Origin of the sequence: Amycolatopsis lexingtonensis, from assembly GCF_014873755.1 — a bacterium.
Taxonomy (GTDB): Bacteria; Actinomycetota; Actinomycetes; order Mycobacteriales; family Pseudonocardiaceae; genus Amycolatopsis; species Amycolatopsis lexingtonensis.
This window is the reverse complement of sequence record NZ_JADBEG010000001.1, coordinates 3,286,551-3,307,610: the sequence shown is the minus strand read 5'-3', so window position 1 is coordinate 3,307,610 and position 21,060 is coordinate 3,286,551. Positions and strand designations below refer to the sequence as shown.

The 21,060-nt window shown below is 72.5% G+C and carries 17 protein-coding genes; 9 read left to right on the top strand and 8 right to left on the bottom strand.

Annotated features, from left to right (window positions below; genetic code table 11):
- Positions 1–3 precede the first annotated feature (3 nt).
- From H4696_RS15005 to H4696_RS14990, 4 genes are all read right to left on the bottom strand, one after another.
- Positions 4–963, bottom strand: coding sequence for an NADP-dependent oxidoreductase (locus H4696_RS15005; protein WP_086863722.1), 960 nt, complete (start codon positions 961–963; stop codon positions 4–6).
- Positions 964–1,103: 140 nt separating this feature from the next.
- Entirely contained in the window at positions 1,104–2,099 is a 996-nt protein-coding gene (locus tag H4696_RS15000) for an SMP-30/gluconolactonase/LRE family protein (protein WP_086863721.1), read from the bottom strand.
- Between the two features lie 26 nt (positions 2,100–2,125).
- Positions 2,126–3,754 (bottom strand): PQQ-dependent sugar dehydrogenase, encoded by a 1,629-nt coding sequence (locus tag H4696_RS14995; protein ID WP_086863720.1) that lies wholly within the window; start codon positions 3,752–3,754, stop codon positions 2,126–2,128.
- Positions 3,755–3,901: 147 nt separating this feature from the next.
- Entirely contained in the window at positions 3,902–4,870 is a 969-nt protein-coding gene (locus tag H4696_RS14990; RefSeq protein ID WP_086863719.1) for a helix-turn-helix transcriptional regulator, read from the bottom strand.
- Positions 4,871–5,043: 173 nt separating this feature from the next.
- On the opposite strand from H4696_RS14990, the gene H4696_RS14985 reads away from it, so the two are divergent.
- Positions 5,044–8,451, top strand: coding sequence for a S8 family serine peptidase (locus tag H4696_RS14985; RefSeq protein ID WP_086863718.1), 3,408 nt, complete (start codon positions 5,044–5,046; stop codon positions 8,449–8,451).
- Between the two features lie 63 nt (positions 8,452–8,514).
- Here H4696_RS14985 and H4696_RS14980 read toward each other — a convergent pair whose 3' ends face one another.
- Genes H4696_RS14980 through H4696_RS14965 form a run of 4 tightly spaced genes read right to left on the bottom strand, consistent with a single transcriptional unit; the run spans position 8,515 to position 12,732 of the window.
- Complete coding sequence (locus H4696_RS14980) at positions 8,515–9,918, bottom strand: MmgE/PrpD family protein (RefSeq protein ID WP_086863717.1); 1,404 nt, start codon at positions 9,916–9,918, stop codon at positions 8,515–8,517.
- Positions 9,915–10,736, bottom strand: a complete 822-nt coding sequence (locus tag H4696_RS14975) for a cyclase family protein (protein WP_086863716.1) — start codon at positions 10,734–10,736, stop codon at positions 9,915–9,917. Before H4696_RS14975 ends, H4696_RS14980 begins: the two co-directional genes overlap by 4 nt.
- Positions 10,733–11,548: an HpcH/HpaI aldolase/citrate lyase family protein gene (locus H4696_RS14970; RefSeq protein WP_086863715.1), complete on the bottom strand. Its 816-nt coding sequence runs from the start codon at positions 11,546–11,548 to the stop codon at positions 10,733–10,735. The genes H4696_RS14975 and H4696_RS14970 overlap by 4 nt, the downstream gene beginning before the upstream one ends.
- Positions 11,545–12,732: a CaiB/BaiF CoA transferase family protein gene (locus H4696_RS14965; RefSeq protein WP_192782322.1), complete on the bottom strand. Its 1,188-nt coding sequence runs from the start codon at positions 12,730–12,732 to the stop codon at positions 11,545–11,547. Before H4696_RS14965 ends, H4696_RS14970 begins: the two co-directional genes overlap by 4 nt.
- A 246-nt stretch (positions 12,733–12,978) precedes the next feature.
- On the opposite strand from H4696_RS14965, the gene H4696_RS14960 reads away from it, so the two are divergent.
- From H4696_RS14960 to H4696_RS14925, 8 genes are read left to right on the top strand one after another with little or no spacing between them, the layout of a single operon-like run.
- The gene (locus H4696_RS14960; RefSeq protein WP_192782321.1) at positions 12,979–14,223 is read left to right on the top strand and encodes an ABC transporter substrate-binding protein; all 1,245 of its coding nucleotides are present in this window, start codon (positions 12,979–12,981) and stop codon (positions 14,221–14,223) included.
- On the top strand, positions 14,220–15,233 hold the full coding sequence (locus H4696_RS14955) for a branched-chain amino acid ABC transporter permease (protein WP_211299829.1): 1,014 nt from the start codon (positions 14,220–14,222) through the stop codon (positions 15,231–15,233). Before H4696_RS14960 ends, H4696_RS14955 begins: the two co-directional genes overlap by 4 nt.
- Positions 15,230–16,276 (top strand): branched-chain amino acid ABC transporter permease, encoded by a 1,047-nt coding sequence (locus H4696_RS14950; protein WP_086864968.1) that lies wholly within the window; start codon positions 15,230–15,232, stop codon positions 16,274–16,276. Before H4696_RS14955 ends, H4696_RS14950 begins: the two co-directional genes overlap by 4 nt.
- Positions 16,273–17,007: an ABC transporter ATP-binding protein gene (locus H4696_RS14945; protein WP_225955690.1), complete on the top strand. Its 735-nt coding sequence runs from the start codon at positions 16,273–16,275 to the stop codon at positions 17,005–17,007. Before H4696_RS14950 ends, H4696_RS14945 begins: the two co-directional genes overlap by 4 nt.
- Positions 16,994–17,695, top strand: a complete 702-nt coding sequence (locus H4696_RS14940) for an ABC transporter ATP-binding protein (RefSeq protein WP_086864966.1) — start codon at positions 16,994–16,996, stop codon at positions 17,693–17,695. Before H4696_RS14945 ends, H4696_RS14940 begins: the two co-directional genes overlap by 14 nt.
- Positions 17,692–19,041: an MmgE/PrpD family protein gene (locus H4696_RS51245; RefSeq protein ID WP_086864965.1), complete on the top strand. Its 1,350-nt coding sequence runs from the start codon at positions 17,692–17,694 to the stop codon at positions 19,039–19,041. The genes H4696_RS14940 and H4696_RS51245 overlap by 4 nt, the downstream gene beginning before the upstream one ends.
- Complete coding sequence (locus H4696_RS14930) at positions 19,041–19,676, top strand: aspartate/glutamate racemase family protein (RefSeq protein WP_192782320.1); 636 nt, start codon at positions 19,041–19,043, stop codon at positions 19,674–19,676. The genes H4696_RS51245 and H4696_RS14930 overlap by 1 nt, the downstream gene beginning before the upstream one ends.
- Positions 19,673–21,052: an FAD-binding protein gene (locus tag H4696_RS14925; protein WP_192782319.1), complete on the top strand. Its 1,380-nt coding sequence runs from the start codon at positions 19,673–19,675 to the stop codon at positions 21,050–21,052. Before H4696_RS14930 ends, H4696_RS14925 begins: the two co-directional genes overlap by 4 nt.
- Positions 21,053–21,060 lie beyond the last annotated feature (8 nt).

The window sequence follows — 21,060 nt, the reverse complement described above, 5'->3', positions numbered from 1 at the left end:
TGGTCATCGATGCTCCCCGAGGTCGATGACGACCTTGCCGTGCACGTGCCGCCCCGCCTGGAGTTCGACCGCCTCACGGATCTGCTCGACCGGGTAGCTCGCCGCGATCGGCACCCGGAGCCGGCCCGCCGCGACCAGTCCGGCAATTTCCTCGATGGCGCCCGGGGCCGCGTTGGCGCCGTTCGCCGACGTGATCCCGTCGACCTGCGCGGCGATCAGGGTGATGCGCTCGTCCGGCACGCCGAGTTCGCGGGCCGCCAGCGCCGTGTCCGTGCCGTGCAGGTCCATGGCCGCGGTGACGCCGTCGGGCGCCAGCGCGCGGACCCGGTCGACCAGGCCGTCGCCGTAGGTGACCGGCTCGGCCCCCAGTGCGCGCAGGGCCTCGGCCGAGGTCGCCGACCCCGTTCCGATCACCCGCGCGCCCGCGAGACGCGCGAGCTGGACGGCGAACACGCCGACCCCGCCGCCCGCGCCGCCGATCAGCACCGTGTCGCTCGGACCCGGGGCGACCACGGCCAGCGCCGCGGCCGCCGTGCAGCCCGCGATGGCGAGGGTGGCGGCGGTGCGGTCGTCGACGCCGTCCGGGGTGCGGTGCGCGTCGCCGCCCGCCGCGATGGTCCCCGCTTCGGCCACTACGACGTGGTCGGCGACCGCCCGCGACAGGGCGCCGCCGAACACCCGGTCGCCGACCGCGAACCCGGTCACGCCGGCGCCGACCTGGTCCACCACGCCGGCGTAGTCGGTGCCGAACCCGCACGGCAGGCTCAAGCCGAAGCGCGCGGCGGTCTCCGCGTCGGAGGTCATGAACCAGTCCATCGGGTTCAGGCCGGCCGCGGTGACCCGCACGCGGATCTGCCCGGACCCGGCCTGCGGCACGGGGACCTCGTGGAGGCGCAAGGCCTCTGGCCCACCGAACGACTCGAACCGCACCGCCCGGCTCGTGGTGACGCTGGTTTCGTTCATGCTCACTTGTCTCCTGGAGCGTCTCGTGCAGCCACGTAAACGGAACGTGCTTCGTTTACGTGATCGACCGTAGCACAAGTGGAGCGTGATCCGTTTCGTCTGTCTCAGCGGTCGGCGGTGAGCTGCATGGCGGGAGGCGCTCAGTACGGGTTGCCGGGCACGTTGAGCCGCACTTGATAGAGGCCGAACGCGCCGGAAACGCCGGACGTGAGGTACAGGGTCCGGCCGTCCGGGCCGCCGAATGCCGCGTTGGTGATGTTGCGGCCGGCGGAAATCGTGCCGAGCTGGACGCCTGACGGCGAGAAGACGCGGACGAGCCCTTCGTCGAAGGAAGCCCAATAGACGTTGCCCGCGCAGTCGATGGTCGCGCCGTCGGGCGTCCGCATGTTCGCGAACGTCGTGCGGTTGCCGGTGGTGCCGTCGGGGAAGACGGTGTACTTCATGATCGCGTTCGCACCGGTCGCTCCCACGTAGAGCGTCTTGCCGTCGGGGGACAGGACGACGCCGTTCGGCTGCGGCAGCGTGTCGTCGACGAGGCCGACCACGCCGTCGCGGACGCGGAACACGCTGGTGCGGCCGCCTTGCTCGTCGGCGCGGTTGCCGCGCTGGTAGTTCGGGTCGCTGAAGTAGGTGGTGCCGTCCCGGCCGGTGGTCAGGTCGTTCGGGGAGTTGAACGCGTGGCCGAGGTAGTTCGCCGCGACGGTCGTCCGGCTGCGGTCGGCCAGGTTGTAGGACGACACCGTGCGGTTGTCGTGGGTGGCGGCGAGCACCCGCGTGCCGTCGGCGGTGATCGCCAGGCCGTTGCTGCCCGAGTCGGCGATGAACGTCTCGAAGGTGGCCGGCGGCGTGTAGCGGAATATCGCCGACGGCTGCACGCCCTGGGGGCCGGTGGGGTTCTGCATGTTCGACAGCAGCAGCGTGCCGGTGCGCTGGTCCCACGTGGGCCCTTCGAGGAAGTTGAACCCGCCGCGGATGAGCTGGGCCGCCACCGACTGGCTCGGCAACGGCGGACCGTAGGTCCCGTCCGGTGCGCACGGTGAGGCGATGGTGGCGGACGCCGCGGGCGGCACCACACCCGCGGCGACGATCGCCGTCGTCACCGTCCACATGCGACGAAGCTTCTTTCGATGAGCCATGACGGCTCTCCTTCCGTAAGAGGGTTTCACCGTCCGAGCTCGACCTTGAGGATGCTTTCGTTGCTGTTGTTCGGGATGCTGTCCTTGTCGCCGTAGTTGCTGGTGGTCAGCCACAAGCCGCCGTCGGCGGACGGTTCCACCGTGCGCAGCCGCCCGTACGTGCCGGTGAGGTACGGCTGGACGTCGGTCAGGCTGTCGCCGGAGATTTCGGCCCGGTACAGCCGCGTCCCGCGCTCGCAGGCGATGTAGAGGCCGGTGCGGACCACGGCGATGCCGCTGCACGAGCCCTCGGCGACGTGGTAGGTGTGCTTGGGCGCGATGAAGCCGGGTTCGCCGCAGCTGCCCGTGGTGCCCTCGCAGCCGGGCCAGCCGTAGTTGCCGCCGCGGACGATCAGGTTGGTCTCGTCCATGACGTTGTTGCCGAATTCCTGTTCCCACAACCTGCCTTGGGCGTCGAAGGCCAGGCCCTGCGGGTTGCGGTGGCCGTAGCTCCACACCGGGGTGCCGAAGGGGTTGTCCGACGGAATGGTGCCGTCGGGGTTGATGCGCAGGACTTTGCCCGCGAGGACGGTTAGATCCTGGGCCCAGTCGCCGTTCTGGCCGTCGCCGGTGGAGATGTAGAGCTTGCCGTCGGGGCCGAAGCGCAACCGGCCGCCGTTGTGGTACTTGTTGCGCGGGATGCCGGTCAGCAGCACCTCCGGGGTGCCGGTGAGCACGCCGCCGCTGTAGCGCACGCGCACCACCCTGTTGTCGGTCGCGCTGGTGTGCATGACGTACAGCCACGGATCGGCCGCGAAGTCGGCGGCCACCGCAAGCCCCAGAACCCCGCCCTCGCCGTCGGTTCCCACCACGTCGGGAATCCGCCCGGCCACGGTTTGCGTGCCGGTGGCGGGATCGAGGCGGACGATCTCGAACGCGTCGCGGCGGCCGTAGAGCACCTGTCCGTCGGGGAGGGTGGTCAGGCCCCACGGCAGGTCGGTTTCGGTGGCGACCCGGGTGACCGAGCAGATGGCCGTGGCGCAGGAAGTGCCGGTGGTCACGGCGATCGCCGGGCTCGGGGCCGAGCGGTTGGCCTGGGCGTCACGCGCCCGCACCTGGTACCGGTAGCGGGTGTTCGCGGCCAGGCCGCTGTCGGTGAACGAAGTCGTGGCGCCGCTGGTCGAGCCGGCCTGGGTGCCGTCGCGGAGCACCTCGTAGCCCGTGACGCCGACGTTGTCGGTGGCCGGCGACCAGCGCACGGTGACCGTGGTGCCCGCCGCGGTCGCCGTCACGCCGGCCGGGGTGCTGGGCGGCTCGGTGTCGGCCTGGCACTGCGGCACGGTGACGGGGACCGTCGGGCTGGCCTGGGAGACGTTGCCCGCGGCGTCGCGGGCGTTGACGTACAGGCCCCAGGTGGCCCCGGGCACGACGGTCAGCTGCGCCGACAGCGCTGTGCCCGGCACCGAGGTCATCAGCTGGCCATCGTGGTAGACGTCGTAGAAGGCCACCCCGACGTCGTCGGACGACGCCGACCACGAGAACGTCACGCCGGTGCACGAAAGGTCCGAGGTGCGGGGATCGGCCGGCGCGGTCGGTGGCGTGGTGTCGCCGTCCGCGGCCGACACCACGGGGGACGGGAGCACGACACCCAAGCCCAGCAGCACCACGGTGGTCACCGCCCGGAGGCCCGTGCGGTTCCTTCTCGGAGTAGCTCGCATGGTGTTCCTCTCTCAGGGGATGCGAAGCCACTGGGAGCGCTCCCGGGGACCGTAGCGCAAAGGGTTTGCCGCCGACAAGACCGGTGAGCGGGTTTCCAACCGCGCTCAGATCCAGCCGCGCCGGGTGGCCTCCATCGCGATCTGGAACCGCGTCCGGGCCCCGGTCCGCTGCATCAGCTTGGTGACGTGGCGCTGCACCGTCCGTTCACTCCAGCCCAGCGCCCGCCCCACGGCCTTGTCGGTCACCCCGGAAGCCAGCAGTGCCAGCAGCTTCGACTCGTCCGCGGACAGCTCGCCGGGATCGTCGGCGCCGAACCGGACCGGCACGCTGCGCGTCCACACCGACTCGAACAACGCGATCAGCGCGTCCAGCAGCGGGGACGGGTGGATGAGGTAGGACGCCGTGAGCGCGGGGTCGCCCGGGCGCATCAGCGGCATGATCGCGAGCCGGTCGTCGGCGATCGCCAGCTTCATCGGGACGTCGCCGGCGATCCTGGCCTGCTCGCCGTGCCGCACCCCCAGTTCGATGTCGTCGAGCAGCCCCGGCAGCTCGACCGCGCTCTTGTCGTAGACCACCCGGTATTTGACCCCGCGTTCCAGCAGCGCGAGCTCCACGTGGTTGGGCTCGCCGTGCCCTTGCGGGGCCGCGTACGGCGGCCGGTCGAAGCCGCGCATCTGCACCCGGATGTCCTGCTGCATCCGCGTCCAGCGGTCGTTGACCTCGTCCCGCCCGGAGATCACCTCGACCAGCTCGCCCGGGTGCGCGAACCGCGTGCTCGCGCGGTAGGTCTCCATCAGCGTGCCGATGTGGCGGCGCGTGTCGCGCAGCGCGGCCTCGCGTTCGCGCAGGACCGCCTCGATGGCCCGGTCGGGCGGGACGACCACGTACCGGGTCGGACGTCCGGCGGACCGCGTCGCCAGGCCGGCCTCGACGAGCGCCTGCAGCGCCCGGCGGGTCGCGGGCAACGAGCGGTGCGTGTCCTGGGCGAGTTCGGGGGCGGTCGCCTGCGTCCGCCGGACGAGGGCGTTGTAGGTGGCTTCGTCCGCACCGCTCACCCCGATCGGCTCCAGCACCGTCGTCCTCCTTCGTGTCGGGTTTCCGACACCTGACCGGAATCCGCCGCCTTCGTGAGCTTGTCACGCGGTGATCATTCCTGCACCGTTTGGAAGTCGACGGCGCGCAACCTCACACGGGGCGCGCCGTCTCGCTTGTCCGCCGCGACCTGACGGAACGAAGGAGTCTCCCCATGTCCCTGTCCGCCTTGCGGACCCGAGGCCGGCACCTGGTGCTCGCGGTGCTCGTCACCGCCGGGTCCCTCGGTGCCGGGCCGGCGGTGGCCGCCGCCGCCCCGCCGACCGCGGCCGCCCACTCGAAGATCGCCAAGGAACTGCTCGACCGGATGGCCGGTGCCCGATCCGGCCCGGACGCGAAGTTCGAGGCGGTCGTCGTCCTGAAGGACCGCGGTCTGCGGCCGTCGGCTCCCGCGGCCGCGCGCAAGGCGCTCACCGACTCGGCGACGGCCATGCAGGCGCCGGTCGTCGACCTCGTCGGGGCCCGCCGGGACCAGGTCGTGAAGACGTTCTGGCTCAAGAACATGGTGCTCGTCCGCGCCACCCCGGGCACCCTCGACGCGGTCGCCGCGCTGCCGCTGGTCGACCGCGTCATCCCCAACTTCACGCTGCACTCGCCGACCGAGCCCCGCAAGACGCAGCAGGCGGCGGCGGAACCCGCGGTGGCCTGGGGCGTGCAGAAGATCGGCGCCGACCAGGTCCAGCGGGACGGGGGCACCGGCGCCGGGGTGCGGGTGGCGATCCTCGACACCGGCATCGACACCGAGCACCCCGACCTCGCGGGCAAGCTCGTCAGCGCCGACCCGGCGAACCCGGAGCACCCCGGTGGCTGGCTCGAGTTCGCCGCCGACGGCTCCCCGGTCCACTCCACCCCGCACGACAGCTCCTACCACGGCACCCACGTGGCGGGCACCATCGCGGGCGGGCACAGCTCGGGCACACAGATCGGCGTCGCGCCCGGCGCGGAGCTGATGGCGGGGCTCGTCATCCCAGGCGGCACCGGCACCCTGACCCAGGTGATCGCCGGGATGCAGTGGGCGATCGCGCCCTACGACGCCGACGGCAAGCCGGCGGGCAAGCCCGCGGACGTCGTGAGCATGTCGCTCGGCGAAGAGGGCTACAGCAGCGAAATGGTCGAGCCCGCGCGCAACATCTACCTGGCGGGCGCGTTCCCGGCCTTCGCCATCGGCAACGAGTGCGTCGCGGGCGGTTCGGCGGCGCCCGGCAACGTCTTCGAAGCGACCGGCGTCGGCGCGACCGACGTCGACGACAACGTGCCGGACTTCTCCTGCGGCGGCGTCGTGCGGAAGAAGGACTGGGCCGACGCCCCGGCGAACTGGCCGGACAGCTACGTCGTGCCGGACCTGTCCGCGCCCGGCGTAGACGTCCTGTCGTCGCTGCCCGGCGGTGAGTACGGTCTGCTGAGCGGCACGTCGATGGCGACCCCGCACGTCTCGGGCACCGTCGCGCTGATGCTGCAGGCGAACCCGCGCCTGACCCCCGACGAGACGCTGGACATCCTGACCGGAACGGCGTTCTTCGACAACCGCTACGGCGCGCGGCCGAACACCCGCTTCGGCGCGGGCCGGATCGACGCGGCCGCCGCCGTCGCCGAGGCGCGTCTCACCAGCGGCATCACCGGGACGGTGACCGCGGACAAGTCCCGGGATCCGTTGCGGGGCACGACGATCACCGTGGCGTCGACCGGCCGGTCGTACCCGAGCGACGCCGAGGGCCACTTCAAGATCCGCGTGCCCGCGGGCACCTACGACCTGACGCTGTCCCGCTTCGGCTACCACGACCAGCGCGTGCGGGTCGTCGTGTCCGGCGGGAAGCTGACCGATCTGCGAGTCGCGCTGAAGCCGACGCCGCGGGGCGTCATCACCGGCCGCGTCACCTACGGGCCGACGGGTTCGACGGTGCCCGGCGCGACGGTCCGGGTGGCGGACGTGCTCGACGAGCTCACCGCCGTCTCGGACGGAACCGGCCGCTACACCATCAAGGACGTGCCGGAAGGCGCTTACCGGGTGACCGCCTCGGCGGCCGGGATCTCGACGGCGAACCCGCGCCAGGTCACCGTGCGCCCGATCCGGTCCGCCACGGCCGACTTCGCGTTGCCGCGGCCACCGGCGACGCAGCGGGTCTCGGTGACCCGCGACGGCGGGCAGATCCACGCCGAGACCTTCTGGCCCGCCATGAGCGGCGACGGCGGGGTGATCGCGTTCGCCAGCATGGCCTCGGAGATCGCGCCCGGCGAGGCGAACGACGACATGGACATCTTCGCCAGGGACACCCGCACCGGCGTGATCGAACGGATCTCGGCCGCGGCGGACGGCACCGGGGCGGACGCGTGGGCGATCAGCCCGACGATCAGCCCGGACGGCCGGTACGTCGGCTTCCTCAGCGGCGCGACCAACCTCGTGCCCGGCGACGTCAACGGCGTGCCCGACTCCTTCGCGCACGACCGGCGGACGGGCGCGAACGAGCTGATCTCGGTGTCGTCCGACGAGCGGCAGGCCGACGGGCTGTCCGGCCAGCCGGTCTTCAGCACCGACGGCCGGTACGCGGTGTTCCTCAGCCAGGCCACGAACCTGGTGCCGGGGGACACGAACGGCAAGCAGGACGTCTTCCTGCGCGACCGGGTGGCCGGGACGACCGAGCGCGTCTCGGTGGGTGCCGGCGGGGTGCAGGCGGACGGCGACTCGCTGGAGCCGAGCGTCAGCGCCGACGGCCGGTTCGTCGCGTTCGAGAGCGGCGCGGAGAACCTGGTGCCCGGTGCGGCCAACGACCACCGCGACGTCTTCGTGCGTGACCGGCGGACCGGGACGACGGAGATCATCCCGGTGGCGGCCGGGGTGGAGGCGACCCAGCCGTCGATCAGCGCGGACGGCCGGCTGGTGGCCTACGTGAGCAGCGGCCCCGACGCGCCGCCGCAGGTTTCGGTGTACGACCGGCAAACCCGCGCGAGCACGCTGGTGTCGCAGGCGGCGAGCGGGACCGGCGGCGCGGACGCGTACACGGCGAGCCCGAGGATCAGCGGCGACGGGAACTTCGTCGCGTTCTTCAGCTTCGCCGCCAACCTCGTGCCCGGCGACGACGGCATGTCGGACGTGTTCGTGCGCGACCTGCGGGCGCGGACGACGGCCAAGGTGTCCGGCGGGGTGGGCGGCCGGCTCGGCGACGCCTACAGCGACTTCCCGTCGATCAGCACCGACGGCAAGTACGTCGCGTTCGAAAGCGCGGCGACCAACCTCGTCGAGGACGACACGAACGGCTACTCGGACATCTTCGTCCACGACCGGGCACCCGGCCCCGAGCCGCGCTTCGCGGTGGCGGACCTGCGCACCGACGGCGGCCACGGCCGGGCGCCGGTGCGGATCACCGCGTCGGTGAAGGACGTCGGCGAGGTCGCGGGCACGTACCAGGCACTGCTGTGGATCGACGGCGCGATCGCCGGCGAGCGGGCGGTGTTCGTGCGGAAGGACCAGACGACCGGGGTGTCGTTCGAGGTGCGGGATCTACCGCGCGGAACCCACACGGTGCGGCTCGGGCCGCTCACCGGGTCGGTGACCGTAGGCCGGTGAGACAGGACGGGCCCGCCGGGATTTCCCCGGCGGGCCCGCTTCCGGACGATTCGCGGTCGGCGGTCAGGTGCGGAGCAACCCTGTCAGCTCGGTGATGTCTTCCAGCCCCGCGAGCCCGTAGGCCAGCTTCGTGATCCGCTCGCTGACCTCGGCCGGCAGCACCCGCGACGCGTTCAGACGGAACTTCGTCGCCAGCTCTTCCGCCGAGAGCGGGTTCTGCGGGCCGCCGCGGTTGGCGTCGACCCTTTCCTCCAGCTCGCGGCCGTCACGCAGCCGCACCCGCAGGACCGCCGGGAACTGGTGGGGGAAGATCTCGTCGCACCGGGCGTCCGGGACGCACCGGACCTTCGCCGCCAGCGCCAGGCGGGCCGGATCGGCCGCCGCCGAGTCGGTGAAGTCGTCGTGGAACACGCCGAGCCCGCCGCCGCCCAGCAAGCCCGTCGCCACCGTGTACGGGCCCGAGAACGCCGCGTGGTAACCCGACTGAGGCCGGATCTTGGCTTCGCGCGGCTCGGCGATCGTGCGCAGCACCGCCGTCGGAGCGCCCAGCTCGATCTCCGAGATCTCCGCCGGGTCGACGCCGCGGGCGCGCAGGCGGCGGGCCGCGTCGATGCCCGCGTGGGTGAAGTGGTTGCAGGGGTAGGGCTTGAAGAAGATCCCGGGCAGTTCCCAGCGCTCGCCGAGGCCGTCGACGATAGCGTCCACATCGGACTGGTCGCCGCAGAACGCCTGCAGCAGGCCGAAGCGGCCTTCCAGCACCGTGGGCGGTCCCGTGATGCCGTGCCGGGCCATGCCCGCCGCCGTCACCGCCGCGTGCGCCGCCCAGCCGCAGTGGATGCGCTTCACCGTGCCGCCCGTGCGGTTGGCCTCGAGCAGGCCCGAACCCATGCTGGCCGCGATGCCCAGCGCGTCGGCGATGCCCGATTCGTCCACATCGGACAGCATGGCCGCGGCCGCCGCCGCGCCGAGGGCGCCGCAGATCGCCGTCGCGTGCAGGCCGCGCTCGAAGAACACGGAGTTGCCGAGTTCCTCGTCGTAGCCCGCCATGCCGAGCCGGACCGTGATCTCCACGCCGACGCCGATCGCGTCCAGCAGCTGGGCGCCCGTCGCGCCGCGGGACTCCGCGACGGCGAGCGCCGCCGGGACCACGGACGCCGAGGGGTGCAGCACCGAGGGCAGGTGCGTGTCGTCGAAGTCGAGCGAGTGCGCGAGGGTGCCGTTGAGCAGCGCCGCGCTCGGCTCGGGCAGCCGGTCGCCGGTGCCGATGGCCGTCGCGCGGCCGGTGCCGCCCCACTCCCGGACCAGGGCGCCGACCGCCGCGGCGGGCCGCTCGCCCGTAGCGGCCAGGCTGTTTCCGAGCACGTCCAGGACGCGCCGGGCGGCGTCGTCCCGCAGCTCCGGCGGCAGGCCGTTGGCCCGCACCGACGCGGCGAACGCGGCCAACTGCTGGACGATCGTCGCGGTCATGCGCTCACCGCCGCGAGGGGACGCACGGGGGAGCCGGTGCCGCCGACGATCCGCAGCGGCGCCAGCACGAACACGAACTCGTGCACGCCTTCCTCGGCCACCGCTTCCAGGTTCAGGTGCTCCATGATGAAGATGCCCGACTCGACCAGCAGGATCCGGTGCACCGGCAGCACGGCGTGCCCGGCGCCGGCCGGGATCTGCTCGTAGGCCGTGGTGTCCGCGCCGGTCGCGACGACACCCCGCGCCGCCAGCCATTCCGCCGCCGACGTCGTCGCGCCGGGAACGCCGGTTTCCTTGCCCATATAGGAAACAGCGTCGGCGAAGTTCCGCGCCCAGCCGGTGCGGATCAGGGCGACGTCACCGGCGCCGGGCTCGGTGCCCGCGAGTTTCGCCGCCGCGTCGAGGTCTTCGGCCGTGACGCCGTAGCCTGGCTCCAGCGTGGGGACGCCGTGGACGGCGGCGACGTCCAGCAGGACCGCGCGCCGCAGCAGACCGGGCAGGTTCTCCGCGCCGTGCGTGCGGAACACGCCACCCTGCTGGGCCTCGGCGGCGTCGATGTCGCCGTGCAGCTTGCCGTCGTGGCTGACGTGCGAGAGCGCGTCGATGTGGGTGCCGACGTGCCCGCCGGTCACGATGATCTCGTTGGCGGCCGACCCGCCGTCCGGGCGCCGCATGTCGCCGTGGCGGCGAATCAGGGTCATCCGGAACCCGGGGTGGTTCGGCGAGCACGGCATGCCGGTGAAGAACGGCTGCCCGAGCTCGATCAGCCGGACCCCGCCGGCGACCGCCGACAGCAGCGGATCCTGGGGACGTGTCATGAGTGCTGGCCCTCCTTTTCCCCCGCGATCGCGAGCACCCAGCGGGCGCGCGCCACGATCGCGGCGTCGACGAACTGTCCGTGGTGGTCGATCCAGGCCGCCGACCCGGTCGTTTCCAGGTGGTCGAGCAGGTCGCTCGCCCAGGCGGTTTCCGCGGGGTCGGGCGCGCACACCTCGTGCACCACGGAGATCTGCGCGGGGTGGATCACCGACCGGCCGAAGAACCCGGCCGCGCGCCCGGCTTCGGTGCTCGCGCGCAGGCCGTCGAGGTCGCGCACGGCAGTCCAGACGCTCTGCACCGGGCTCGGCAGCCCGGCCGCCCGTGCCGCGACGACCACCCGCGACCGCGGCCAGGTCAGCGCGTCCCCGCCCGCGACGCGCAGGTCCGCGGCGAGGTCGGCCTCGCCGAGCGAGATCCCGGCGACGAGCGGGTGCGCGGTGGCGATCGCGAGCGCGTTTTCCACGCCCAGCGCGGATTCCAGCACCGGGTACACCGGCACGCCGAGTGCGTCGGCGACCCGGCGCACCTCGCCGGGGTCCTCGCACTTGGGTACGCGGACGCCGGCGGCCCCGCGCAGTGCCTTGATGTCGGCTTCCCCGGCGGGGGTGCCCGGCGCGTTGATCCGGACGTACGCCTTAGCGCCACCGTCCAAAGCGGACACCGCGTTCCGCCGCGCTTCGTTCTTCGCGGCCGCGGCGACGGCGTCCTCGAGGTCGATGATGACCGCGTCCGCCGGGCCGTTCAGCGCCTTCGTGATCCGGTCCGGCCGGTCGCCGGGGACGTAGAGCCAGCTGCGCGGGACGCCGTTCACTTGATCACGCCTTTTTCGCGCAGGGCCGCCAGTTCCGGTTCGCCGAGACCGAGGCCGCCGAGCACTTCTGCGGTGTGCGCACCGAGCGGCGCCCCGGTCGACGTGATCCCGCCGGGGGTCTCCGACAGCCGGAACAGCACGTTCTGCATCTTCACCGGCCCGAGTTCCGCGTCGTCGACCGTCGTGATGCTGCCCAGCGCCGCGAACTGCGGGTCGGTCATGACGTCGGCGGCGGTGTAGATCGGCGCGACGGCGGCCTGGGCCTCCTCGAACGCCTTGACGACCTCGTCGCGGTCGCGGTCGGCGATCCACGAGCCGACGGCGTCGTCGAGCAGGTCGGCGTGCTGGGCGCGCTCGGCGCCGCTGGCGAACCACGGCTCGTCGATCAGCTCGGGGCGCCCGACCAGCCGCATCACGCGTTCGGCGATCGACTGGGCACTGGTGGAGATGGCCACCCAGCTGCCGTCGCGGGTGCGGTAGGTGTTGCGCGGCGCGTTGTTCGTGGACCGGTTGCCGGTGCGCGGCTGCAGCGTGCCGAGCTGGTCGTAGGCGATGATCTGCGGGCCGAGCAGGGTCAGGATCGGCTCGATGATGGCGAGGTCGACGACCTGCCCGCGCCCGGTCTGCTCGCGGGCCCGCAGGGCGGTCATCACGGCGTAGGCGGTGGTCAGCGCGGCGATCCCGTCGGCCAGGCCGAACGGCGGCAGCGTCGGCGGGCCGTCGGGCTCGCCGGTGATCGCGGCGAACCCGCTCATCGCCTCGGCGAGCGTGCCGAAGCCGGGTCGCTTGGCGTAGGGGCCGATCTGCCCGAACCCCGTGACCCGCGTGAGCACCAGGCCGGGGTTGATCTCGCGCAGCTCGTCGTAACCGAGGCCCCAGCGCTCCAGCGTGCCGGGGCGGAAGTTCTCCACGACGACGTCGGCGTCCGCCACCAGCTTCTTGAAGATCTCCTGGCCCTCGGGGGAGCCGAGGTAGAGGGTGATCGCCTTCTTGCCGCGGCCGAGCATCTTCCACCAGAGGCCGACGCCGTCGCGCTGCGCGCCGTGGCTGCGGACGGGGTCGCCGTTCGGGTGCTCGATCTTGATCACCTCGGCGCCGAAGTCGCCCAGCAGGGTCGCGGCGAGGGGGCCGGCGAACAGGGTGGCGGTGTCGAGCACCCGGATCCCGGACAAAGCGCCCGTCATGGGGCTTACCTGCCTTTCACGTCCGGCGAGCCGGGGCGGACCGCCGTTTCGCCGAGAGGAACACTTGTGAACGTCGAGTTTCGTAGCGACGTCGTTCGGTGTTTTCCAAGTTCGCACTGATCACGCTCATCCGTCAAGTTGTGCGCAGATGTTGACCTGACGTTGGGGCGGGTGTCACGATGACCGGCAACAAATCTGTCGTTTCGCTAAGCGGAACGACAGCCCTGCCGAAGGGGAAGAGGTGACATGTCCGCACGAATGCTCGTCGCGGGGCTCGGGGCGGTGGCCCTGCTCGTGACCGGGTGCGGGGGATCGGCTCCGATGGGGGCCGGGGGAGCCGCTGCGGGGCGGGACGAAGGCCCGGTCAAGATCGGCGCCTTGCACCCGGTCAGCGGCTCGAACGCGGTCGACGGCCTGCAGATGCGCCGGGGGGCGCAGCTGGCGGTCGACGCGATCAACGCGGCCGGCGGCATCAAGTCGCTCGGCGGCCGCAAGGTCGAACTGGTCACGGGGGACACGCAGGGCAAGGCCGACATCGGCCAGAGCGAGGCCCAGCGGCTGATCTCGGCCGGCGCGGTCAGCCTGGTGGGTACCTACCAGAGCGCGGTGAGCACCAACGTCGCCGTCGTGGCCGAACGCAACCGGGTCCCGTTCGTGATGGACGTGACCGCCTCCGACGCCATCTTCGCCCACGGCTACCAGTACTCGTTCCGGGTGCAGCCGGGCAGCAAGGCGATCGCGACGGCCGCCGCGCAGTACCTGAAGGCAGTGTCGGAACAGGCGGGCAAGCCGGTCCGCAAGGTGGCGTTCCTGCACGAGCAGAGCGACTTCGGCAGCGGCGCCGCCGACGCCTTCACCGCGGCGGCCAAGCAGCTCGGCATCGGGATCGGCCCGAACATCAGCTACGACGCCGCGACCGTCAGCGACCTCACTGCTCAGGTCACGCAGGTCAAGGCGTCGGGCGCGGACGTGCTGGCGGTCGCCGGCTACTACCGCGACAGCCTGCTGGCGGCGAAGGCGATCGCTTCGGTGAAGCCGGACCTCAGCGCGGTCTGGGGCGTCTCGAACGGCGCGTACGACCAGCCGAAGTTCGTCGCCGACGCGGCCGCGGTCGGCAACCTCTACTTCAGCACCAACTACCACTACGACGCGACGAACCCCGAAACCGTCGCGCTGCGCGAGAAGTACCAGAAGCTCTACGGCGACCCGATGCGCACTGGCGCGGTGCTGTCCTACGACGCGGTCCAGGTGATCGCGCACGCCGTGGAGCAGGCGGCGAGCACCGACCCGCGGAAGGTGCGGGACGCGATCGCCGCGTCCCAGGTCGCACCCCTGACCGTGGGCCGCGGGCCGATCCGGTTCGCGCCGAACGGCGACAACAGCAACGCCTTCCCCGTCCTGATGCAGGTCTTGGACGGGCGCGTCCAGCAGGTCTATCCCCCCGAAAAAGCCGAATCCCGGCCCGACTACAGGGTGGCGTGGCGTCCATGACCGAACTCGACACCGGGGCGCCCGTCGTCCCCGAAACCGCACCACCCGACAAGAAAGCCAAGGCGGACAAGGGTTTCCTCGGCCGCGCCGGCATCGTGGCCGCCGTCCTGGTCGTCGCGATCGTGGTCGCGCTGCTGCAGTCCGGCAGCGGGCTGGTGGTCTGGCAGTCGGTGGTCACCGGCATCCTGACCGGCGGCCTCTACGGCCTGATCGCGATGGGCCTGACGCTGATCTTCGGCGTGCTCGACATCGTCAACTTCGCCCACGGCGCGTTCCTCACGGTCGCGATGTTCTTGTCTTTCGGGATGATCCAGGCGACCGGGCTGCACCCGTACCTGACGCTCGTGGTCGCGGTGCCGGCGCTGTTCCTGCTCGGCGCGGCCGTGCACCGCGGGCTGCTGTCCGGGGCGGGCGGCGGGTCGCTGGAGAACCAGCTGCTGATCACTCTCGGCCTGTCGCTGCTGTTGGAGAACGGGCTGTTGATGTTCTTCGGCGCCGAGCCCAAGACGATCGACCTGCCCGGCGACTTCCAGTTCCCGCTGCTGGGCGCCGTCGTCGCGGGCTCGCGGCTGTATGCGTTCCTCGGCGCGATCGTGCTCGGCGGCCTCCTGTACTGGCTGCTGCGGCGCACCCGGCTGGGCACGGCGATCCGCGCGGTCGCCGCGAACGCGCCGGGCGCGGCGCTGGTCGGCATCAACGTCCGCCGGATGCACACGCTGACCTTCGCCATCGGCACGGCGTGCGCGGGCGCGGCGGCGGTGCTCGCCGGCCCGCTCGTCACGGTGACCCCGACGCTGGGGGAGCAGTTCAACATCACGGCGTTCGTGGTCGTGGTGCTCGGCGGGATGGGCAACGTCGTCGGCGCGCTCGTCGGCGGGCTGCTGATCGGCCTGGTCGAGCAGCTCACCACGATCTACCTCGGCGGCCAGAGCTCCCTGCTGGGCGTGTTCGTGGTGTTCCTGCTGGTGCTGTTCCTCCGTCCGCAGGGCCTGTTCGGGAGGCGCGCATGAGCATCACCATCGAAGCGCCCGCCGGTTCCGCGGAGGCCGTCAAGGCACCGCCGCTGCGGCCGCAGAACAAGCAGCTCGCGATCCTCGCGGTCCTCGTGCTGGTCGCGATCCCGCTGCCGCTGATCCTCCCCGCCGCCCAGGGCGCGGTCGCCGTCCGGATCCTGATCTTCCTGCTGATGGCCGTCGGCTGGAACATCATGAGCGGCTTCGGCGGGATGTTCAGCTTCGGCCACGCCGCCTACTTCGGGCTTGGCGCCTACACGAGTGCGTACCTGCTGGTGAAGCACAACGTGTCGCCGTGGATCGGGATGCTGGCCGGGATGGCGGTGGCCGCCGCGGTCGCCGTGATCATCGGCTACTTCTCCTTCCGCTACAAGCTCCAAGGCGCGTACTTCGCGCTGGCGACGTTCGCCTTCGCGGAGATGCTGCGGCTGATCGTCACCAGCAGCGCGTTCGCGAACAAGGCGGTCGGGTTCAGCGTGCCGCTGATCCAGGACTCGTCGCTGTGGCTGATCCAGTTCCCGGCCGACTCGCCCGCGTACTTCTGGGTGGCGCTCGTCCTGGCCGGGGCGGCGGTCGCGATCAGCATCGTCTTCCTGCACTCCCGCGCCGGCCGGTACGTCACGGCGATCCGCGACGACGAGCTGGCGGCGGCGTCGCTCGGCGCCCCGGTGCTGCGGCACAAGCTGCTCACGGTGGCGCTGTCCGCGGCGATCACCGCCGTGGCCGGCGCCTTCTACACGCAGTACTACCTGTTCGTGAACCCCGATCTCGGGTTCGGCTCGGCCATCTCGATCCAGGCCATCGTGCCCGTCGTGATCGGCGGCATCGGCACGGTGTGGGGCCCGGTGGTCGGCGCGATCATCATCGGCTCGCTCACCGACGTCACGGCGACGCTCCTGCGCACCCCACCGGAGTTCCTGGGCTTCCTGCAGGGCCGCAGCGGGTTGGACGTCGTGCTGTACGCGGTGCTGGTGATCCTGATCGTCCGGCTGCTGCCCAAGGGGATCGTCGGAACTCTCGCTGCGAGGTGGCGTCGATGAGCATCGTCGAGGTGAGCGGCGTCGGCAAGGCGTTCCGCGGCGTGCACGCCCTGTCCGATGTGGACCTGACCGTCGCCGAGGGCGAGATCCTCGGCGTCATCGGGCCGAACGGCGCGGGCAAGACCACGCTGTTCAACGTCATCTCCGGGGCGCTCACCCCGGACACCGGCCGGGTGCGGCTGGCGGGCGACGACGTCACCGGCCGCGCGCCCGACCGGATCGCGCGAGCCGGGATGGTCCGCACGTTCCAGCTCATGCGGCCCTTCGCGAGCATGACGGTGGCGCAGAACGTCAGCCTCGCCGCCCAGCACCACCGGCTGAGCGCCAAGGCCCTGCGGGAGCACGCGCTCGACGTCGTCGACCGGGTCGGGCTCGGGCCGTGGGCCCACCGCAACGCGACCGACCTGCCGACCGCCGGGCTCAAGCGCCTCGAGCTGGCCCGGGCGCTGGCGACCCGGCCGAAGGTGCTGCTGCTCGACGAGGTGCTGGCCGGGCTCGTCCCGGCCGAGCGCGAGCCGGTGCTCGACCTGCTCGCCGGCCTGCGCGAGCAGGAAGGCGTCACGCTGGTGTTCATCGAGCACATCATGGCCGCGGTGATGCGGCTGGCCGACCGCGTCCTCGTCCTCGACCAGGGCCGCGTGCTGGCTGTGGGCTCGCCCGAAGCCGTCACCAGCGACCCGCGAGTCATCGACGCCTACCTCGGTGAGGAGCCGACCCATGCTGACGCTTGAGAAGGTGTGCGCCGGGTACGGGCGGATGCGGATCCTGCACGACGTCGACCTGCACCTCGGCGCCGGCGAGATCGTCGCGCTCGTCGGCGCCAACGGCGCGGGCAAGACTACGACCCTGCGCAGCATCTGCGGGCAGCTCAAGCCACTGTCGGGCCGCGTCACGCTCGACGGCGAGCTGACCGCGGGCCGCCGTCCCGACCAGCTGGTGCGCGACGGCCTGGTGCACGTGCCCGAGGACCGGGCGCTGTTCGGCACGCTCACCGTCGAGGAGAACCTGCGGATGGGTGCTTGGACCCGCACCCCCGCGCAGGCCGCGAAGTCGCTGAAGGAGGTCTACGACCTGTTCCCGGTGCTCGCCGAGCGCCGGACGCAGATCGCGCAGACGTTCAGCGGCGGCCAGCAGCAGATGCTCGCGATCGGCCGGGCGCTGATGGCCGGGCCGCGGCTGCTGATGCTCGACGAGCCGTCGACCGGGCTGTCCCCGAAACTGACCTGGACGGTGCTGGAGGCGGTCCAGCGGATCCGGGACAGCGGGGTGGCGGTGCTGCTGGTCGAGCAGAACGCGAAGCAGGCGCTGGCCATCGCCGACCGGGCGTACGTGCTGGAGAGCGGCTCGACGGTGCTGCAGGGCACCGGGGCCGAACTGGCCGGCGACCAGCGCGTCAGGAAGGCGTACTTGGGACTGTGAAACGCGAACAAGCCGCTTCGGCGACCGCATCACTCGGAGCTTGGGTGGCCGAACTGGACGTCGCGAGCGTGCCGGACGCGGTGCTCGACCGGCTGTCCCTCGTCCTGCTCGACATCGTCGGCGTCACCGCATTGGGTGCTTCGCTGCCGGAGCAGCGGTCCCTGGTCGATGCCTGGCGCGCGCCGGCCGGTCCGGCGCCGCTGATCGGCGGCGGCCGCCTGGTCACGACCGACGCGGCGGCCTGGCTCAACGGCGTCGCGCTCGTCTCGCTGGAGCTGGACGAGGGCCACAAGTACGCCAAGGGCCACCCGGCCGCACACGGGTTCCCCGCGGTGCTGGCGCTGGCGGCCGAGCTGGACAGCACGGGCGCGGACACAGCGGCGGCGCTGCTGGCCGCCTACGAGGTGGCGGCGCGGTTCGGCCGCGCGACCACATTGCGCGCGGGTGCGCACCCGCATGGCAGCTGGGGCGTCCCCGGCGCGGCGGCGGGCTGCGCGCGGCTGCTCGGGCTCCCGCCCGGGGCGGTGGCGGCCGCGATCGACACCGCGGCCGGGCTGGCGGTCGCCGGGCACTTCGACTCGGCGACCCAGGGTAACCCGGTGCGCAACGCGTGGCTGGGCGCATCGGCGACGTCCGGGCTCGCCGCCGCGCGGATGGCGGCCGCCGGGATGGCCCGCACGACCGGCACGGCCGCGCTCTCGCTCGGCACCCTGCTCGGCGAGTTCGACGCGGGGGAGCTGACCGCCGACCTGGGCACCCGGTGGGACATCACCCGCGGGTACTTCAAGCGGCACGCGTCCTGCTCCTTCACCCACCCGGCCGCCGACGCCGTGCTCGACCTGCGCGCGCACCCGGCGTTCCGGCTCGACGGGATCACCCACATCCTGGTCGAGACCCACGTCCTCGGAGCCGGTCTGTCCGATGTGGACTGGTCGAACCGGCTTTCGGCGATGTTCTCGACGCCGTTTGTCGTCGCCACCGCCGCGCTGACCGGCGAGGTCGGGCCGGAAAGCCTCCTCGACGACGCGGGCGTGCGGGCCCTGGCGAGCCGGGTGCGGCTCGTCGAGGCCGCCGACCTCACCGCGCGCCTGCCGGACGAGCGAGCCGCCCGCGTGACCGTCGCGTTCGACGACGGTACGTCGCTCACCCGCGAAGTCCCCAACCCGGTCGGCGACGCCGACCACCACCCGCTGACCGAACCCGGCCTGGTCGGCGTGCTCGAGACGTGGCTGCCCGCGGCCGTCGTCGACCGCGCCGCCGCACTGGGCCGTGCCCTGCCCGGGCTGCCCCGCGTCGGCGCGGCGCTGCGCGAGCTGGCCGGAACTCCAGAGAAGGAGCCGAACTGATGCGTGCCCTCGCGGTGACGCCCATCCACCTGCCGCCCGAGGAGATCCGGCGGCGGCAGGAGCGCTACGACCGGCTCGCACCGCCGGGCCTGGAGATCGAGCTGCGGGACGTCGGCCCGGCGGCCCCGGCCACCCTGGACACCGGCGACGCCGTACGTGCCTCGGAGCGTGAGGTCGCGGCCGTGCTCGCGGCGGCGGGCGATGGCTGGGACCTGGCCTTCCCGGACTGCGTGCTGGACCCGGCGGTGCCCGACGCCGTCGCGGAGCCGCCGTTGCCGGTGCACGGCCTGCTCAAGCTGTCGGCGACTTACCTCGCCGCGAAGGGAGTCCGGTTCGGCGCGGTCGTGCGCAACGAGGCCATCGCCGAGGAATTCGCCAAGCGCATCGCCGCCTACCGGCTGACCGAGTACTTCGCCGGCGTCCGGGTGCTGGATCTGCCGTTTTCCGCGATCGCCGAGACCGAAACGTGGAACGCCGCGCTCGGCACGGCGGTAAACGAACTCGCCGCGCTCGGTGCGGTGGCGGTCATCAACGGCTGCTCGGCGGTCGACGTCGAGCCCGCCGACCTGCCCGCGCGGATCGTCGATCCCACCGAGCTGGCGCTGCGGCTGCTGACCGTGGAGGGGGTTTCGTGAGCGACGGACCCGACCTCGTCGTCGCCGGGGCGGGCGGCGGGCTCGCCGGGGCCCTGCGGGCCGCCGAGCTGGGACTCTCCGTCCTGGTGGTCGAGGCGAGCGAGCACTTCCGGCGCGGCAACAACACCTCGATGTCGACGGCGATGTTCCCCGGCGCGGGTTCCCGTTGGCAGACCGACGAGGGCGTCGACGACTCGCCCGAGAAGTTCGTCGCGGACATCATGGCCAAGACGCACGGGCAGGCCGACCCGCGCCTGGCTCGCACCCTGGCCGAGGTCAGCGCGCCGCTGGTCGAGTGGCTCGCCGACTCCGTCGGGCTGCCGCTGTCCCTGGTGACGGACTTCAACTACCCCGGCCACTCCGTGCCCCGCTGCCACACGATCCCGGGGCGGCACGGCTCCGGCGTCATCGACCACCTCGCCCGCCGCGTGACCGAGCACGAGAACATCGAGCTGCTCGCGCCCGCCCGGCTCGTCGACGTCCTGTCCGATGTGGACGGTGTGTGCGGGGTCGTGGTCCGGTACCCGGACGGGACCGAGGAGGAGATCCCGACCCGGGCGGTCCTGCTGGCCACCAACGGGTTCGGTGCCGACGCGGACCTCGTCGCGCAGCACCTGCCGGAGATCTCCGGGGCGCTGTACCAGGGGAGTGACCAGTCGCTCGGCGACGCGCTGCGCATCGGCGAGAAACTGGGCGCCGCCACCGGGTTCCTCGACGCCTACCAGGGCCACGGCGCGGTTTCCGCCGCCGCGGGCACGCTGGTCGGCTGGGCGACGATCATCCACGGCGGGTTCCTCGTCGGCCTCGACGGCCGCCGCTTCGGCAACGAGACCCGCGGCTACTCCGAGTACGCCGCCGAGCTGGCCGCACGGCCCGGTTCCACGGGCTGGATCGTGCTCGACGAGGCGATCTTCGAGCAGTGCCAGCCGTTCCAGGACTTCCGGGACGTCGTCTCGGCAGGTGCGCTCGTCTGGGCCGACGACGCTCGTGGGCTCGCTTCGGCGACCGGCCTGCCCCCGGACGCCCTGGAGGCGGAAATCGCCACCGCGGCCGCGATCGCCCGCGGTGAGCGTGCGGACGAGCACGGCCGCACCCACTGGGAACGCCCACTTTCGGGCCGGCTCGCCGCGGTCCGCGTGGTGCCCGCGCTCTTCCACACCCAGGGCGGGCTGCTGGTCGACGAGCACGCCGCCGTCGTCGACCACGACGACCGCCCGATCCCCGGGCTGTACGCCGCGGGTGGCGCCGCGGCGAGCATCTCCGGCCACGGCGCCGCCGGCTACCTGCCCGGCAACGGGCTCCTGCCCGCCTTCGGGCTGGCCTACCTGGCCGCCGGCGCCGTCGCCCGGCGCCTGACTTCGAACACCGCAAGCTGAGGAGAGAA

What these genes read in the sequence shown, in the direction of transcription:
- H4696_RS15005 (WP_086863722.1), bottom strand. Translation starts at nt 963, where the DNA reads ATGAACGAAACCAGCGTCACCACGAGCCGGGCGGTGCGGTTCGAGTCG.
- H4696_RS15000 (WP_086863721.1), bottom strand. Translation starts at nt 2,099, where the DNA reads ATGGCTCATCGAAAGAAGCTTCGTCGCATGTGGACGGTGACGACGGCG.
- H4696_RS14985 (WP_086863718.1), top strand. Translation starts at nt 5,044, where the DNA reads ATGTCCCTGTCCGCCTTGCGGACCCGAGGCCGGCACCTGGTGCTCGCG.
- H4696_RS14980 (WP_086863717.1), bottom strand. Translation starts at nt 9,918, where the DNA reads ATGACCGCGACGATCGTCCAGCAGTTGGCCGCGTTCGCCGCGTCGGTG.
- H4696_RS14975 (WP_086863716.1), bottom strand. Translation starts at nt 10,736, where the DNA reads ATGACACGTCCCCAGGATCCGCTGCTGTCGGCGGTCGCCGGCGGGGTC.
- H4696_RS14965 (WP_192782322.1), bottom strand. Translation starts at nt 12,732, where the DNA reads ATGACGGGCGCTTTGTCCGGGATCCGGGTGCTCGACACCGCCACCCTG.
- H4696_RS14960 (WP_192782321.1), top strand. Translation starts at nt 12,979, where the DNA reads ATGTCCGCACGAATGCTCGTCGCGGGGCTCGGGGCGGTGGCCCTGCTC.
- H4696_RS14955 (WP_211299829.1), top strand. Translation starts at nt 14,220, where the DNA reads ATGACCGAACTCGACACCGGGGCGCCCGTCGTCCCCGAAACCGCACCA.
- H4696_RS14950 (WP_086864968.1), top strand. Translation starts at nt 15,230, where the DNA reads ATGAGCATCACCATCGAAGCGCCCGCCGGTTCCGCGGAGGCCGTCAAG.
- H4696_RS14945 (WP_225955690.1), top strand. Translation starts at nt 16,273, where the DNA reads ATGAGCATCGTCGAGGTGAGCGGCGTCGGCAAGGCGTTCCGCGGCGTG.
- H4696_RS14940 (WP_086864966.1), top strand. Translation starts at nt 16,994, where the DNA reads ATGCTGACGCTTGAGAAGGTGTGCGCCGGGTACGGGCGGATGCGGATC.
- H4696_RS14930 (WP_192782320.1), top strand. Translation starts at nt 19,041, where the DNA reads ATGCGTGCCCTCGCGGTGACGCCCATCCACCTGCCGCCCGAGGAGATC.